Source organism: Ferdinandcohnia sp. GQ5, assembly GCF_059759275.1.
This window is the reverse complement of sequence record NZ_JCAXEW010000010.1, coordinates 158,652-175,509: the sequence shown is the minus strand read 5'-3', so window position 1 is coordinate 175,509 and position 16,858 is coordinate 158,652. Positions and strand designations below refer to the sequence as shown.

Annotated in this window: 14 protein-coding genes; 2 read left to right on the top strand and 12 right to left on the bottom strand. The window is 37.2% G+C overall.

Annotated elements, in window-relative coordinates; genetic code table 11:
* Positions 1-37: 37 nt before the first annotated feature.
* From dnaJ to gpr, 9 genes are all read right to left on the bottom strand, one after another.
* Entirely contained in the window at positions 38-1,168 is a 1,131-nt protein-coding gene (gene dnaJ, locus AC6CHV_RS14095; protein WP_498079079.1) for a molecular chaperone DnaJ, read from the bottom strand.
* Between the two features lie 363 nt (positions 1,169-1,531).
* Positions 1,532-3,373 carry a molecular chaperone DnaK gene (gene dnaK / locus AC6CHV_RS14090; protein WP_498079078.1) on the bottom strand — a complete coding sequence of 614 codons (1,842 nt, stop codon included), beginning with the start codon at positions 3,371-3,373 and terminating at the stop codon, positions 1,532-1,534.
* A gap of 32 nt (positions 3,374-3,405) precedes the next feature.
* Positions 3,406-4,002, bottom strand: a complete 597-nt coding sequence (grpE, locus tag AC6CHV_RS14085) for a nucleotide exchange factor GrpE (protein WP_341330819.1) — start codon at positions 4,000-4,002, stop codon at positions 3,406-3,408.
* A 94-nt stretch (positions 4,003-4,096) separates the two neighbouring features.
* Positions 4,097-5,128, bottom strand: coding sequence for a heat-inducible transcriptional repressor HrcA (gene hrcA, locus AC6CHV_RS14080; protein WP_341330818.1), 1,032 nt, complete (start codon positions 5,126-5,128; stop codon positions 4,097-4,099).
* A 102-nt stretch (positions 5,129-5,230) separates the two neighbouring features.
* The gene (gene hemW / locus AC6CHV_RS14075) at positions 5,231-6,367 is read right to left on the bottom strand and encodes a radical SAM family heme chaperone HemW (protein ID WP_341330817.1); all 1,137 of its coding nucleotides are present in this window, start codon (positions 6,365-6,367) and stop codon (positions 5,231-5,233) included.
* A 204-nt stretch (positions 6,368-6,571) separates the two neighbouring features.
* Positions 6,572-8,395: a translation elongation factor 4 gene (gene lepA / locus AC6CHV_RS14070; RefSeq protein ID WP_341330816.1), complete on the bottom strand. Its 1,824-nt coding sequence runs from the start codon at positions 8,393-8,395 to the stop codon at positions 6,572-6,574.
* A gap of 129 nt (positions 8,396-8,524) precedes the next feature.
* A complete protein-coding gene (locus AC6CHV_RS14065) occupies positions 8,525-8,878 on the bottom strand; it encodes a YqxA family protein (protein WP_341330815.1) in 354 nt (117 codons plus the stop codon).
* Between the two features lie 375 nt (positions 8,879-9,253).
* Complete coding sequence (gene spoIIP, locus AC6CHV_RS14060) at positions 9,254-10,450, bottom strand: stage II sporulation protein P (protein ID WP_341330814.1); 1,197 nt, start codon at positions 10,448-10,450, stop codon at positions 9,254-9,256.
* An 88-nt stretch (positions 10,451-10,538) separates the two neighbouring features.
* Positions 10,539-11,666, bottom strand: a complete 1,128-nt coding sequence (gpr, locus tag AC6CHV_RS14055) for a GPR endopeptidase (protein ID WP_341330813.1) — start codon at positions 11,664-11,666, stop codon at positions 10,539-10,541.
* 263 nt (positions 11,667-11,929) lie between these two features.
* Between gpr and rpsT the strand changes: the two genes are divergently transcribed.
* Positions 11,930-12,196, top strand: coding sequence for a 30S ribosomal protein S20 (gene rpsT / locus AC6CHV_RS14050; protein WP_121447264.1), 267 nt, complete (start codon positions 11,930-11,932; stop codon positions 12,194-12,196).
* Between the two features lie 44 nt (positions 12,197-12,240).
* Here rpsT and holA read toward each other — a convergent pair whose 3' ends face one another.
* A complete protein-coding gene (gene holA / locus AC6CHV_RS14045; RefSeq protein ID WP_498079077.1) occupies positions 12,241-13,257 on the bottom strand; it encodes a DNA polymerase III subunit delta in 1,017 nt (338 codons plus the stop codon).
* Positions 13,258-13,683: 426 nt separating this feature from the next.
* Here holA and AC6CHV_RS14040 point away from each other — a divergent pair, with 426 nt between their 5' ends.
* Positions 13,684-13,818, top strand: coding sequence for a YqzM family protein (locus tag AC6CHV_RS14040; RefSeq protein WP_121447266.1), 135 nt, complete (start codon positions 13,684-13,686; stop codon positions 13,816-13,818).
* Between the two features lie 79 nt (positions 13,819-13,897).
* On the opposite strand, the gene AC6CHV_RS14035 is transcribed toward AC6CHV_RS14040, so the two are convergent.
* The gene (locus AC6CHV_RS14035; RefSeq protein ID WP_498079076.1) at positions 13,898-16,267 is read right to left on the bottom strand and encodes a DNA internalization-related competence protein ComEC/Rec2; all 2,370 of its coding nucleotides are present in this window, start codon (positions 16,265-16,267) and stop codon (positions 13,898-13,900) included.
* Positions 16,230-16,799 carry a ComE operon protein 2 gene (locus AC6CHV_RS14030; RefSeq protein WP_341330808.1) on the bottom strand — a complete coding sequence of 190 codons (570 nt, stop codon included), beginning with the start codon at positions 16,797-16,799 and terminating at the stop codon, positions 16,230-16,232. The genes AC6CHV_RS14035 and AC6CHV_RS14030 overlap by 38 nt, the downstream gene beginning before the upstream one ends.
* Positions 16,800-16,858: the final 59 nt, after the last annotated feature.

Sequence of the window (16,858 nt, the reverse complement as noted above, 5' to 3'; positions counted from 1 at the left end):
CAATCCATTTGTTAAAAAGTTACTAAACCATTCTGTATCATTCGCCTTTAAAAGCTCGTTTTACCTTCGCGAAAAAATTATCATGTTGTTCATCTGGAGCTTCATTACCGCTTATTTCCGTAAATTCACGAAGCAATTGTTTTTGCTTTTCAGACAACTTTGTTGGGGTAATAACCCGAACCCGAATATGTTGATCTCCTTGACCATATCCACGAACATTTGGGACACCCTTGCCTCTAAGTCGGAATTTTGTTCCAGTCTGAGTGCCCGCAGGTATCTTAAGCTTTACCTTCCCATGAAGAGTAGGCACTTCAATTTCATCACCTAATGCAGCTTGCGCAAAGGTTAGTGGCATTTCACAGAAAATATCGTCTCCGTCACGCTCAAAAAACTCATGTGATTGAACATGGAACACAACGTATAGATCCCCTGGAGGTCCTCCGTTTACACCTGGTTCACCTTGACTTGATACGCGAAGCTGTTGGCCATCATCAATACCAGCTGGAATTTTCACATGAATTTTCTTACGTTTTTTCACTTTACCCGTTCCACTACATGTAGAACATTTATCCTTAATAAATTTACCTGTTCCACTACAATGGTGACAAACACGTCTGTTTACAATTCTTCCGAAAGCTGTGTTTTGTTCAACATTGATTTGACCCGAACCTCCACAGTGTGAACATTCTTGTGGGTTTGTTCCAGGTTTTGCACCTGACCCATGACAGGTTGAACATTCTTCCTCTCTCGGAATTTCAATGTCTGTTTCCTTACCAAAAACAGCCTCTTCAAACTTAAGTGTCATTGTATATTGTAAATCTGCCCCTTGACGTGGTGCATTTGGGTCTCTTCTTCTAGTTCCGCCACCAAAGATTGAGCTGAAGATATCTTCGAAACCAAAGCCACCACCAAAATCTGCACCTCCACCAAAGCCGCCGAATCCTTGATTTGGATCTGAATGGCCAAATTGGTCATAATGAGCACGTTTGTTATCGTCTGTTAAGGCATCGTAAGCCTCTGTTATTTCCTTAAATTTATCTGCAGCATCTGCTTCTTTATTGATATCGGGGTGATATTTTTTTGATAATTTTCGATATGCTTTTTTAATTTCGTCTTTACTAGCATTTTTCGAAACCCCGAGTACCTCATAATAATCTCTTTTACTCATTGAATCCACTCCCGCATCATTCACATAAAGAATATTGTATCATTTAATTTTATGAAAAGGCAATAATACTTGTTTCAAGCATCAAGTTCATAATTGTCAAACTTTTAAGAGGTATCCACTTTAAACAAAAAAAGTCAAAGCCAAGACAGGCCTGACTTCGACTTTTTTTACATTTAATTCTTTTTAATGATGTCTGGTTTCAGTGCCTAGAAACTCGAGAAACTTGAACGCCTCCTGCAGAGGCAAACTACGCCTATTTGTCGGAGTCTCAAGCACACAAGAAGTGCTAGTGCTGTTTTCCCACAGGACGTGGTGTTTTAGGCGGCCAGCTTTCTCGTTTCTGTACAAGGCACTTACGCCTTTCTATTTATCATCATTTACTTCTTCATATTCAGCATCTACTACATCGTCGTCTTTCTTGCCTTGAGTTGCGCCTTCTGCTCCTTGTGCACCTTGAGCTGCTTGAGCTTGTTGCTGAGCTTGCTCATATAGTTTCACAGAAAGCTGTTGAACGATTTCTTGTAGAGCATCTTTCTTTGCTCTAATTTCATCAAGATCGTTTTTCTCGATTGCTTGTTTTAATGCGTCTTTAGCTTCGTTAGCTTTCTCAACTTCTGCAGCATCTACCTTACCTTCTAAGTCTTTAAGTGTTTTTTCAGTTGTAAACACTAATTGATCTGCTTCATTGCGAAGTTCAACTTCTTCTTTACGCTTTTTGTCGGCTTCTGCATTTTCTTCTGCCTCACGTACCATACGTTCAACTTCATCGTCAGAAAGGCCTGAAGAAGATTGAATTGTAATAGCTTGCTCTTTATTTGTACCAAGGTCTTTTGCACGAACATTTACGATACCGTTCTTATCGATATCAAATGTTACTTCAATTTGTGGCACTCCACGTGGTGCTGGTGGAATATCAGTTAATTGGAAACGACCCAATGTTTTGTTATCTGCAGCCATTTGACGTTCACCTTGAAGTACATGGATGTCAACAGCTGTTTGATTGTCTGCAGCAGTTGAGAATGTTTGAGACTTACTAGTTGGGATTGTTGTATTACGATCGATTAAACGAGTAAATACACCACCCATTGTTTCAATACCAAGTGACAAAGGTGTTACGTCTAATAGAACGACGTCTTTAACATCTCCAGTTAATACTCCACCTTGAATTGCTGCACCTAATGCAACTACTTCGTCAGGATTAACCCCTTTATGTGGTTCTTTGCCAGTTTCTTTCTTGATTGCTTCTTGAACAGCAGGAATACGAGTTGAGCCACCAACAAGGATGACTTTATCAATATCGCTAGCTGAAAGACCAGCATCTTGAAGCGCGCGTCGAGTTGGGCCCATTGTACGCTCAACAAGTCCAGCTGAAATCTCATCAAATTTTGCACGAGTTAAATTTACTTCTAAGTGAAGTGGTCCTGCTTCTCCAGCAGTGATGAATGGAAGAGAGATTTGTGTAGAAGTTACACCAGATAAATCCTTCTTCGCTTTTTCAGCAGCATCTTTTAAACGTTGTAATGCCATTTTATCTTTTGAAAGATCAATTCCATTATCTTTTTTGAATTGATCTACTAAATAATCAATAATTACTAGGTCAAAGTCATCTCCACCAAGACGATTGTCACCTGCAGTGGACTTAACTTCGAATACTCCGTCACCAAGTTCTAGGATGGACACGTCGAATGTACCACCACCAAGGTCATATACAAGAATTGTTTGATCTTCTTCTGTTTTATCTAAACCATATGCAAGAGCAGCAGCAGTTGGCTCGTTAATAATACGTTCAACTTCAAGACCAGCAATTCGACCCGCATCCTTAGTTGCTTGACGTTCAGCGTCATTAAAGTATGCTGGGACAGTGATAACTGCCTTTGTTACCTTTTCTCCAAGGTATTCTTCTGCATACGATTTAAAGTATTGAAGTAGAATAGCAGATACTTCTTGTGGAGTATATTGCTTACCTTCTATTTCAGTTTTGTAATCTGTTCCCATATGACGTTTGATCGACATAATTGTGTTAGGATTTGTGATAGCTTGACGTTTTGCCACTTCACCAACTTGTCTTTCCCCATTCTTAAAAGAGACAACAGATGGTGTTGTGCGGTTGCCTTCTGGGTTCGGAATAACTTTCGGTTCTCCACCCTCCATAACAGCAACACATGAGTTTGTTGTACCTAAATCTATACCAATGATTTTACTCATAAAAAAACCTCCTAATTGAATAAAACTTAGAACTATTCATTTACCTTCACCATTGAAGGTCTTAACACTCTATCTTTAAGTTTGTATCCTTTTTGGAACTCTTCTAGAACCACATTTGATTCCGTATCTGGCTCACTCACTTGCATAACAGCTTGATGCACATTCGGATCAAATTGTGTTCCCACTGCTTCAATTGCTTCTACCCCTTCTTTTTTCAGGGCATCTATAATGCTTCGGTATACCATTTCTACACCTTGCATAATTGATTTTGCTTGATCATTTGTCGCTTCTATTTGAAGTGCCCTCTCAAAGTTATCAAGAGCTGGTATCAAATCCGTTACAAGACTTTGTGATCTATATGTAGCAGCTGTTTCTTGATCTAAGCGTGCACGTCTCTTAAAGTTTTCGAAGTCGGCAATCTGGCGCAAAATTCGACTTTCTGCTTCCTCTAGCTTAGCTTCAAGTTCTGCAATTTTTTCATTGGCTTTCGAAAGTTCGGCTTGCACATTATCTTCTTGTTCTTCTACTAATTCTGCTTCAGCCTGTTCAATCGTTTCTACCACATCATTGTCTACGTTAGTTTCTTCTAGTTCAATATCTTCTTTTACTACTTCGTTCTCGTTAGCCAATACACTCACCTCCCTTAAAGTGAAGTCCCTATTATCATAGTACCTAGTATATGTATTAGAGGGTTATTCCACCCTCTACTAAATATAGCCACGGCTATTCGTTTTGATACAGTTTTGTCAGCACCTTTGAAAAATCATGACTGATATGCTGCAACAATGTAATAACACGTGAATATTCCATTCTGGTAGGGCCTAAAATCGCGATTGACCCAAGGTGTTCATTCCCAACGGAATAAGTTGCTGTTATTAGGCTACAATCATTCATTGCGATATTGTTGTTTTCATGACCGATTTTAATATTGATTCCCGCTTTATCTGTTCGTAACAGTCGAGAAAATTCATGTTCACTTTCAATCATTGTTAATAAAGATCGAATTTTTTCAATGTCATGAAATTCTGGTTGACTTAACATCTTTGTTTTTCCACCAATAAACACTTTTTCTTCGGTAGATAGTGAAAGTGTTTTGTCTAAAACACTTATAACCGTATCGTAGTTACGAATATTTGTTTTCAGCAGAGATGCAACCTCTTTATAAATTTTGTTTTTTAGATCAGTCAGTGGAACACCAACAAGACGCTCATTTAGAATATTTACCATCTTTTCAATATCGCTTGGATCGATGGACTCCGGAAATGAAATTGTTCGATTTTCCACATGGCCATTATCTGTAATGATAATCGCAACAGCTGTCTCATTGTTAATTGGAACAATTTGCAGCTTTTTCACTTTATTTTCTTTAAAGGCGGGACCTAAAACAATCGAAGTATAGTTTGTTAGATCTGATAAAATCTGTGCAGATTTTTGAACAATTTTTTCAAGCTCATAAATTTTCTCTGCAAAAATAGACTTTATCTCATGCTTTTCCTTTAAAGTTAATCGACTCGGAGATAATAAATGGTCCACATAGTATCGATAGCCTTGTTCAGATGGGACTCTACCAGATGAGCTATGAGTTTTCTCAATAAATCCTAGTTCTTCTAGATCTGCCATCTCATTGCGAATAGTTGCTGAGCTAAACACAATCCCATCCTTTTTCGACAATGTTCTTGACCCTACTGGCTGTGCAGATCTAATAAAGTCATCAATTATTACTTGAAGAATCAATAGTTGACGATCTGTTAGCAAGGAACATCACCTCTGTTAGCACTCCTAATCTGCGAGTGCTAATTCTATAATTAAATTACCAAATACGAGTGCCATTGTCAACGATTTAAACTCCTTCTTTATTTACAGCAAAAACGCTTGAAAAACTTCATTCCCAAGAAACTTTCCGGCATGAGTTAATCGAATATAATCATCTTTTTCTTCTAGCAGACCTTTTTCTTTTTGTTCTTTAATTTGGTCTGCAAAAACATCAAAAATACTGATTGAAAATTTTTCCGAAAAATGAGGAATTGAAACACCTTTTGTTTTACGCAATCCTAAAAAAAGCTCTTCTTCCATTTTTTCTTGTTTTGTCACTTCATGCGTTTCGACATACGGAAAGCCATGATCATCTATGGTTTGCATATATTTTTTAATGGGTCCTGCATTTGAAATTCTTCTTCCTCCCAAATAGCTATGAGCGCCTGCACCGATTCCATAGTACTCTTCATTATTCCAATACGTTAGATTATGGCGACTTTCATAGTTATCCTTTGAGAAATTACTTATTTCATATTGATGCAAACCATGTTTCCCCATCTCTTCCATTAAGATTTCATACATTCTTGCTTCATTTTCTTGGCTTGGCAGATGCAAATTTCCTTTTCTCATCAAATTATAGAACACTGTTTTTGGTTCAATGATGAGGGAGTATGCTGATACATGCTCTACATCGAGTGAAAATGCTAAGTTAAGCGATTCTTGAAAACTTTCTATCGTTTGTTGGGGTAAGGCATACATCAAATCAATACTAATGTTTTTAAAACCAACACGTTTCGCTAATTCAATTGTGTGAAAAACATCTTCACGACGGTGTGTTCTACCAATCGCCTTGAGGAGCTCATCATCAAAGGTTTGTACCCCAAAACTTATTCGATTGACACCTGAATCAAGCAATACTTTTAATTTATCCTCTGTAAGATCACCAGGGTTTGCTTCAAAGGTGAATTCAATTGTATCGCTTTGGGGCTTTAAATATTGATTAATACTCGTGAGGAATGTCTCTAACTGGTTTACGGAAAGAACGGTTGGCGTTCCCCCACCGACGAAGATGGATTTGAGAGTAGCAGGAGGATGAGCCTCGACTGTATTTTTCATTTCAGTATCCATGTATTGAAGATATTCATCAACAGGTTGACCTTTTAGAAAAACTTTATTGAAATCACAATAGTGACAAATTTGTTCACAAAAGGGGATGTGAAGGTATGCTGCTCGTACCAAAAAATCACTTCTTTCTTTAAGCGAATGTCGTAAATAATAGAATAAAGAAAACCGCAGAAAAGTCTGCGGCATCTTACTTTATATGTCTAGTACCAGGCGCCATCAGCTCTCTGGTATAAGCCAATCGCTTCGGAAGGTAAAAGGCACCTTCTGTCAGCTCTTATCTTATGCTTGTCACCTTAGACCTCGCGCCTTGCACTTTTCTTATTTATCATCCATTTTCAATACTGCCATGAATGCCTCTTGAGGTACTTCGACTGAGCCGACTTGCTTCATTCGTTTCTTACCTTCTTTTTGTTTTTCAAGAAGTTTACGTTTACGGGAGATGTCCCCACCGTAACATTTTGCCAATACATTTTTACGCATTGCCTTAATGGTTGATCGAGCAATAATCTTTTGACCAACCGCGGCTTGAATAGGTACTTCAAAATGCTGTCTTGGAATTAATTCCTTTAGCTTTTCTACGATCACTTTTCCTCGATCATAAGCTGAATCCTTGTGGACAATGAAGGAAAGTGCATCTACTTTTTCAGCATTTAATAAAATATCCATCTTCACAAGCTTTGAAGGCTTGTAACCTATTAATTCATAATCAAATGATGCATAGCCTTTAGTGCTCGATTTTAATTGGTCAAAGAAATCATAAACGATTTCTGCAAGTGGAATTTCATAGACGATACTTACACGTCTCTCATCAAGATACTGCATATCAATGAAGATACCACGTTTGCCTTGGCATAACTCCATAACAGCACCAACATAATCATTTGGAACCATCATGGTTGCTTTTACGTAAGGCTCTTCAATTCTGTCAATTTTTTGTGGATCTGGCATTGCTGATGGATTATCAATTCGTACATCTGTACCATCCGTTAGAAACACATCGTATATAACGCTTGGTGCAGTGGTAATTAAGTCGATTTTAAATTCTCTTTCAATTCTTTCTTGAATGATTTCCATATGCAATAGACCTAAAAATCCACATCGGAAGCCAAAACCTAGTGCCTGAGAAGTCTCTGGTTCGAATTGAAGGGCTGCATCATTTAATTCAAGTTTTTCTAATGCTTCACGTAAATCATTATATTTAGCTGTATCGATTGGATATAAACCGCAGTACACCATAGGATTTAAGCGTCTATATCCTGGTAGGGGCTCAGTAGCACCGTTTTTCGCGTTGGTAATCGTATCACCCACACGTGTATCCCCTACATTTTTGATTGCAGCTGTTAAAAATCCAACGTCACCAACAGTTAATTCTTCCTGAAGGGTTGCGCGAGGTGTAAATACACCAGCTTCAATTACTTCAAACTCCTTACCTGTTGCCATCATTTTTATTTTATCACCAGGTCTAACTTTACCTTCTATTACTCGAATGTAAGCAACTACACCACGGTATGGATCATATAAAGAGTCAAAAATAAGAGCTTTTAGAGGTGCCTCAGGGTCCCCCTGCGGTGCAGGGACTTTTTCAACAACCTGCTCTAATATCTCTTCAATTCCAATCCCTGCTTTCGCAGAAGCTAAAACAGCTTCTGACGCATCGAGTCCGATAACATCTTCAATTTCTTGTCTAACACGCTCTGGATCTGCACTCGGTAGGTCGATTTTATTAATTACCGGTAATATTTCTAAGTCATTGTCTAAAGCGAGGTACACATTTGCTAGTGTTTGTGCCTCAATCCCCTGTGCTGCATCGACAACGAGCACTGCACCCTCACATGCTGCTAAACTCCGTGAAACTTCATATGTAAAGTCAACATGTCCTGGGGTGTCAATAAGATGGAAAATATATTCCACACCATCTTTTGCCTTATATTTTAATTGTACTGCGTTTAATTTAATCGTAATGCCACGTTCTCTTTCAAGGTCCATGGAATCTAGCAATTGTTCTTTCATTTCACGATGGGTTAACGCATTGGTTTTTTCAAGTATGCGGTCAGCCAATGTAGATTTACCATGGTCTATATGAGCAATAATTGAAAAATTTCGAATTCTAGATTGTCTATTACGTCTCTCTTCTTGGTTCATTAAAAATCCTCCTGTATGGAACAACTACACTAGATTAGATTATACAGAACTATTTTGTCACATTCAATTACGAAAAAAAACGACCATAAAACAAAGAGAGCTTGCTTATTATTCATAGCATGCTCTCTTCTAAATTTTATCAAGTAAATTTCCTATTCCATTTCCAATTGCAATCATGATTTTTTCAAAAATAGCACTGATTCCATTTCCTAGTTTTTCACCAATACTTGAAAAAAAGTTAAATGATTCTACATTTTCAAGTTGTTTCTGTTTTTCTTCTAGGTCATGACTTGTGACCTTTCTGCCTAAGACAGATGCTTCAACTTCACCGTCATTATCGGTGATATGAAAGGCGCCTTGAAGGGAGGGGTCATTATAGCCCCTCATTTTCTTCATCCCTTCATTCGCCTGCTGCATGCCAATCAACACACCCAGGAGAAGCACGGTTACTATTAAAAAACATTTCATCATGAATTTAACCATTGGAATTACACCCTTTTTTTAACACAATGTTTTTTTACATGGATATTTTTTTATCGGTTTTGCAATGATGTGTTACTTAGGTGCCTTTTTTCACTTTAGCAAGTGCCTCAAAATGGCTCTTGCGATACATGCTTTTGCTTTTTTCACCTGAGCATGTACCTCTAAACGGTGCTTGTGGTACATGCTTTTGCTTTTTTTACCTGAGCATGTACCTCTAAACGGTTCTTACAGTACACGCTTTTGCTTTTATCACCTAAGCATGTACCTTAAAAAGGTGCTTAACGGTACATACCATTACTTTTGACTTTTTACCGCCCAAACATGTCCTGAAAGCTATTTTTAGGTCAATAAGGTCCGAATATAGCATCGATAAAGTTATTCTTTATTCGTTTCATTTGCATTCACTTTTTCGGCTTGCCAGTAGTATTCTGCTAAGACATCAGCTACAGCAGCTGCTGTTCGGCGGAGTTCTTCGAAATTATTATCGACACCACCAAATTCAATTAACATGGCATTGCCTGATTTATCTTGGTTATATACTCCATTATTGCCAACTCCGCCTTGTTTAAAAATACCTCGATTTAAACCTGGATATTTTTTTTCAAATATATCGTGGAGCGCATTGGCAAGCTCAAGATTTTTCGCAATGTTTGGATTCTCTGACCCAACTATAAAAGCTATTTTCGCATAGGCCTTTCCGTTAATTTCTACGGTGGTTTTTTCTTTTCGATGCGCATCACGGTGAATATCAATGAAATAATTTAAGTCCTTATTATTTGCCATAGCGCTAGCCATAATCTCACCAGAGCCCTTGTATGACTGATAATAATCATAGCCTTTAGACTTTAAATACTTGTCCATATTTGTCTTATCAATATCTGTACCGATTCCTCTTGCCTCTAATTCTTGCTTAAGCATTTCCCCTACTTTGGTTACATTCACTTCAGGATGTCTTGCATTATTCGCATTGGTTGTATCTACACCTTTTAAATGTGGAAAATAGGCTTCTGCTGAGTGAGTATGATAAATATAGGCAACTTTTTTCTCACCAGTTGTCATCGTCGGTGGTGGCACAGGTTGAGTAGGCTTTTCTGCCTGTTCAACATTTTGTGTAGCCACTTTTCGTTCATCTAATAAAACATCTAATGGTGGTGGAGACTCTATCGGCATATTCGTGTAATTGGTTCCTTCACCTGCTACTATTATCTTCCCATCAAAAATCGAGAACCCAGGGAGCTCCCTGCCTAAGAAGCTTCGTGGGTCATCTAATGTAAGGTTTGTAGCTGCTTTAAAAACAGCTCCTAAATAGTCTGGTTTCGTAGTCGATTCAGGTAAGCCTTGAACAAAATAATGGTTTTCATACCCTAATAGATGTACAAGTGCTTCTCCTGAGAGATTTGTTGCGACATTACTTATAGACGAAGAACTTATTCTAAACTCTGGTTTAAGAGAGACAATTGCTCCCGTAATCGTAAACAATAAGATAAAGCTAAATATGAGGAATAGAATCCCTTTTACAACGCTGGTTCCTTGAATTGAGATCATCATTCCTTGAGACCGAAAACCCTTCATATTCTACCTCCTCAATGGTTTGTCTATCATATTGATATGAGCAAACAAGAGTTAGTAGAACCGAAATGATAGAATCTATTCAATTTTATTAATGAGTATACGCACCTGAATTATCTTGGCCAATCTCACCATGCAATGCAGTATTTAGGCCACCCGCTATTACATTTGCCATGTCCTCAATGAAGACATCTACCTCTTTTGGTGTAACCATTAAGTTATGGCCAAGAGGTGACAACACTTCGTGAATTAATTTTCTTTTCTCATCTTCTGGTAGAGTTCCGACTATTCCTAAGAATGTATTCCTTTCTTGCTCACCAGGCAAGTCATCCTCTGTTAATACTTTTTTCTCCCCAAAAGTCATGCCCGCAGGTATTAGAGAACGTGAAGGTTTATCCCCTTCTTTAAGCTCTCTACCAAAATGCTTTAATATAAAATCAAACGCATCACTTGTAATAGAAACAGCATCAACGACTGTTGGAATCCCAATCGCGATTACGGGAATACCTAATGAATCCTTACTTAGTTCTTTGCGTTTGTTTCCAACTCCAGAACCCGGATGAATACCTGTGTCCGATATTTGAATCGTTGAATTCACCCGCTCGACTGAACGTGCTGCCAATGCATCGATGGCAATAATAAAATCAGGTTTTGATTTTTCAATGACTCCGTAGATGATGTCACTTGTTTCGATTCCTGTTAACCCCATCACCCCTGGTGCAATTGCACTTACAGAACGAAAACCATCCTGCACATTTTCAGGCTGCAATTCAAAGAGATGCCTTGTAATGACAAGGTTCTCAACTGCCAACGGCCCCAGCGCATCTGGTGTTACGTTCCAATTTCCTAAACCAACAACTAGACAGCTAGCATCTTTCCCGATATTTAGTTTTGATAAAAAGTGATTAAATTCCTTAGCGAATACTTCTTGCACCTTTTGTTGGAGTTCTGAATCTTTTTGACGTATCCCCTGAACCTCTAGTGTTAAATAATTTCCTTTTTTCTTTCCAACTGCATTTGCACCTTCCTCGGTAATTTCGACTGTAGAAATGGTAATTCCATCCTCTTGTCTCTCTTTTATGATGACACCTTCAATTTCTGATACAGGCTGTTGATCTTCTTTTAGTGTTTTATTTCGTTCTTCGACTGCCATTGCGCTTGCTTCTAGCGCTAAGTCAGTACGAACAGAGTATTTTGTTAAGTCTAGTTGTTCTCCCATTCCAATGACCTCCAATTTTTACATAGTATCTATAGCTTTACCTGTTAAAATGTGGTTCATGCAATTTTTATCAAGTAGGAATTAGATTGGTATTGCATTCTCACAGCCAATTTGATAGAATAACTTTTGTTGTAACATCAGAGTATCAATGAATGTATAAGAGATCATTAAGCGAAGGAAAACTATAATAGAGAAGGTTTTCGTTAATTTTCGTAGATGATTGATCGTGTTAGATCATCTTGATATTCGCAGGAGGTGAAAGTATGCCAAATATTAAATCAGCTATCAAACGTGTAAAAACAAGTGATGAAAGCCGTGCTCATAATGCAACTGTTAAGTCTGCAATGCGTACTGCTGTAAAAAACTTTGAAGCTTCAGTTGCTAACAATGACGTTGAAAACGCAAAAGCAGCTTTTCTTACTGCTTCAAGCAAGCTTGACAAAGCGGCTCGTAAAGGTCTTATCCATAAAAATGTTGCTGACCGTCAAAAATCTCGTCTAGCGAAAAAACTTAACGAGGTTAACGCATAATAAATAAACGACTCGATTTGAGTCGTTTTTTTTTGCGTTCTATTTTACTTACCTAACTTCATAATAAATAATTCCAGAATTAATTTTTTATCCATTTTTCCGTTTTTCATTTCATAGTCAGCTTCAGCAAGCTGGCTTAAAATACCCAGCAATTCTTCCTGTGTAAATAAATTTGCTTGTCCACCCGCAAGCTTGACCCGGAACGGATGAACTTTAAGATTTCCAGCAATCTGCTGTTGTCCGTAGCCTTGTCTAGAAAGCTCCTTCACCTGAAAAATCAACCTAAATTGTGTAGCAAGCAAAGATAATATTTTGATGGGCTCTTCATTATTTTGCAAAAGGTCATAAAAAATTCTTAGTGCCTCATCAAGTTTCCTATTTACTACCTTATCAATTAATGAAAAAATATTTTGCTCCAAAGACCTAGGTACGAGTAATTTAACGGTTTCCTCTGTTATCTCGCCATTTTCCCCAAGGTATAAACACATTTTATCGATTTCTTGGGTTATGTTCATAAGATTCGTCCCAGCCACATGTAACAGTTCCTGAATCGCAGAGGGGGAAATGGTAACCCGATGCTGGTTTGTTCTTTCAGTTATCCAGCTATGTAAATCCTTTTCAGATAATGTATTAACAGTCAACACTTCAGCATTTTTCTTTAACTGCTTAACAATTTTCTTCCGCTCATCTAACTTTTCATACGGAGCCGTAATCACAAGAATCGTAAAAGGAGCAGGCTCTTTTAAATATTGTTCGAGTACCGTTACATTATGTTCAACCTTTTCCTTACTCTTTTCAGCTTTTAAAAAGTGTGGATTTTGTAAAATAACCAGACGTCTTTCTCCTATAAAAGGAAGGGTCTCAGCATCAGCCAAGGCAATTTCAACAGGAGTTTCCTCTAAATCAAAAATAGATAGGTTAAAATCTTTTTCTTCCTCTTCAACGCTATATTTGATCAGCAACTCCTTTGTTTCCTGTATTAAAAAGGTTTCTGAACCATGTAATAAATAGACAGGTGCAAATTGCCTTTTCTTAATTTTTTTCCAAAGCTCTAAATTCATACTTATTCCTCTCCACTGTAAGCCTTCAAATCTTCTCTAATCGTATCGGTAAAACACAAATTTTTCAACCTCCATAAAAATTTCAAAGGGAATTGGTTTTCACCAATTCCCTATCTATAGAAACATTACCAAACAAGCCCCGGGTATCTTGTCGAGTAATGATTATTTGTAATCTGACTATTACTGTGTTGTTGTTCTTATGTACTATTAGGATTTACATTGTTTTTTGAACTATTTGTGACAAGTGTTGTTAATAAAGGAAGAGTATCGGATAATAGGGGAAAAAGGGTTCTACCTTTTTTTGGCTTTGTTTTATTCACTGAGGTTTCTAACTTTTTGATTTTAAAACAAAACCAACTTTTTAAAGGAATTATAGATTTTTTTGACTAGTTAGGCTATACTATAAGTGTTTAGGAGGGGTTAGGCGTGAACGAATTCGAAAAGAATATAAAAAACACACGAAATGACGTTATCGATGCTGGAGTAGCTTTCGTTGTATCATTTGGCTTCTTCGCTATAATTTTCATTATCGCAACTTTAATTAAAGTTATCGGAGCTTAATACCGACAGAATACATACTGTCAAAACCAAGACTGCCCATATAAGGCAGTCTTTTTTCGTTCCTTGCCTATACTGTATCTTATGGAATTGTCGTTATAAAGGTTCCTGGTTTTTTGAAAAAACGGTATTGTATCGCCCCATCTGTGTCAGTTCTATATACTATGATTTTTTCTTGTTTTAATCGATTAATCACCTCTGGATGTGGATGATTAAAACGATTATTAACACCCACTGGAATTAGGGCAATTTTAGGTTTTAAGGATTGGATAAATCTCTCCGTAGATGAGGACTTGCTTCCGTGATGTCCCACCTTTAATACATCTATCCTCATGTTTTTATATGTATTGATAAGATCAAGTTCCACATCTTTTTCAATGTCCCCTGTAAATAACCAACTTAGACCACCGATTTTTGTAAATATAACGATTGAATTGTTATTTTCCACCATTTCATCTCCCTTTGGGGAAAGTGTATAAAATGTATTTCCTCCTTCCTGCCATTTATGTCCACGTTCAACTAAATGTATGGGAATCCCTTCTTTAGTAGCTATTTTCTTCAACTCTGTTTCTTGTTTTGTATCTTTCGTGCTTTTTCCTATGACGATTTCATTAATCCTCATTTTTTTTATAATTTCCTTCGCTCCACCGATATGATCTTGGTCACCGTGGGTAATGATTAGCTTATCTAAACTTCGTACTCCTTTTGACTTTAGGAATGGAATGATTATATCTGCAGTCGAGAACTCTTTCCTTCTTTGCCGCCATTGCTCTTGATTAAACTCAATGTTTCCACCTGTATCAATGAGATACGTTCCTTTTCGATACGGTAGCTCAATTAATATACTATCGCCTTGTCCAACATCTAACATTGTAATTTCACCATATGGATTTATATATGGTAAAAGCAAATGGAGTATCAAAACCGAAATTGGCGCGAAAAGTGCCCTTTGGACTAAGGTTTTTCTTTTTTCCCAACAAATTAAAAGGTATAGAATAGATACACAATACAGAATCATTAAGATGAAACCTGGCTTACCTAGTGTCAATAAAGTGAAAGGGAATTGTGATGCCCAAACCGTCACTTGATTTAAAGTTTCGAGCATCCACGAAAGCATCGCAGCAAAGATTTGGCCAATCGGATCGAATATGCTCAGCAAAAATACGGTGAGTAAGGCAAATGGTAAAATCACAACTGAATATAATGGGACATAAAGCATATTTAGAGGTAAGCTCAATAACGAGAACTCATAAAAGTGGAAGAGTAGAACCGGCATTGAAGTAATTTGCGATAACAATGAAACGACAAATAAAGAAGCAATCGTAGTTGGATAGTATTTAAAAATGGCTCTAGAAGAAAGGATCAGGGACGCACTCACTAAAAAGGACAATTGAAAACCGATATTTACGATATAGTACGGATTAAACAGTAGCATAGTCATGCAGGAAAAACTAATGACATCAAGGACACTACCTTTTTCCCACCATTTAATGCTTGCTAATAAAAGCATACTCATTAAAACGGAGCGAATAACTGAAGGAGAGCCTCCGGCAATTATGATATATGCTGGCAGTAAACATAACAGTAAAATTGTGGTTATTTCACGTGTCAAGCCAAAGCGAATACATAAATAGTAAAACATCCCTGTCATGAGACTTACATGCAGTCCTGATATCGCCAATAAATGTATCAATCCTAATGATTGATAGGAACTTTCTATTTCATTTGCGATATTTGTTCTTTCCCCATAGATCAATGCTTGGATAATCCCTGCGGTTGAGCCAGCAAAATAAGTATTAATATGATGGATTCCAGTATCTCTTATATTTAGAAGCATATGATTTATCGTCCACTTTTCGTTTGAAGAACAATTTTCTATTTTTATTTCATTCGCTTCAAAAATCCAATGGATTTTTTGTGTATACAAATATTGTTTATAGTTATAAGAATTGGGATTTCGTGCGACTTGGGGTTCCTTTAGACTTCCATGAAAAGTACAAACCAACCCTATTCGAACAGTAGAGCTTAGCTGCTTTCTCTCTAACTCCGTTTCGAAATAATAAACTAACAGCAGTTTTTCATCCTTTGAAGTATTTACGGTAACGGATAGCTTGTCACCATTAATATCTGGTGTTTCAACTATTTCCGCATCAATCCTTTCTGTGGTAGGGATCAAATTTGTATGATTGTTGGAGTCGATGATGGTAAAAATACACATAAAAGTAAAAAGAGTGATAATACAGAGGATAACGAGTGAATAATGGTGGCGGATCATAACAAATCCTAATAAGAGTAGGGTGAGGATTAAACTTAACCATGAAAAAGATGTATAGGGGACTAGTATTCCAAATATTGCAAAGGATGCAAGAAAAACAAGCTTTCCTCTTACATAGTCCCCATACTTATTTATCAAACTAACCAATATTTGAAAATAGTGCAGCAGTTTTCTCATGCAGCTTCTCTATTTCTCTATCATCCGCACCTGACTCTGTTATTTTTTCTATTAAATCATTAACAAATGCTAATTTCTCCTTTGATTTTAAGTCAATTACCATTTCTTGAAGAGGAACCTTCTCAATTCTTACATTTGATTTCTCAAGTAATTCTATTGCGTAAGGATGATTTTTATAATCTTCTGCATAATATACAACCTTAATCCCTGCTTGAATAATTGCTTTTGTGCATTGGAGGCATGGAAAATGAGTAACATAGATTTCCGCATTTTCTGTAGGGACTCCAAACTTGGCACATTGCAGTAATGCATTTATTTCAGCGTGAACGGTTCTTATACAGTGATTTTCGACTACATAGCAGCCCTCATCTGAACAGTGTGTACCGCCAGACACAGAGCCATTATATCCCCCTGCGATAATTCGCTTATCTCGTACAATGGTTGCCCCAACTGTTAGTCGTGTACAGGTACTTCTTAATGCAAGTAAATGGCTTTGTGCCATAAAATATTGATCCCATTTGATTCGATTCAAATTTTCCCCATCCCTTCAACAAAATCTTACAATTATTTTATCGGTTATTTGTACAAACC

Bases quoted from the DNA above. Each gene is read 5' to 3' on its own strand.
- dnaJ (WP_498079079.1), bottom strand. From the start codon at position 1,168: ATGAGTAAAAGAGATTATTATGAGGTACTCGGGGTTTCGAAAAATGCT.
- dnaK (WP_498079078.1), bottom strand. From the start codon at position 3,373: ATGAGTAAAATCATTGGTATAGATTTAGGTACAACAAACTCATGTGTT.
- lepA (WP_341330816.1), bottom strand. From the start codon at position 8,395: ATGAACCAAGAAGAGAGACGTAATAGACAATCTAGAATTCGAAATTTT.
- AC6CHV_RS14065 (WP_341330815.1), bottom strand. From the start codon at position 8,878: ATGGTTAAATTCATGATGAAATGTTTTTTAATAGTAACCGTGCTTCTC.
- spoIIP (WP_341330814.1), bottom strand. From the start codon at position 10,450: ATGAAGGGTTTTCGGTCTCAAGGAATGATGATCTCAATTCAAGGAACC.
- gpr (WP_341330813.1), bottom strand. From the start codon at position 11,666: ATGGGAGAACAACTAGACTTAACAAAATACTCTGTTCGTACTGACTTA.
- rpsT (WP_121447264.1), top strand. From the start codon at position 11,930: ATGCCAAATATTAAATCAGCTATCAAACGTGTAAAAACAAGTGATGAA.
- holA (WP_498079077.1), bottom strand. From the start codon at position 13,257: ATGAATTTAGAGCTTTGGAAAAAAATTAAGAAAAGGCAATTTGCACCT.
- AC6CHV_RS14035 (WP_498079076.1), bottom strand. From the start codon at position 16,267: ATGAGAAAACTGCTGCACTATTTTCAAATATTGGTTAGTTTGATAAAT.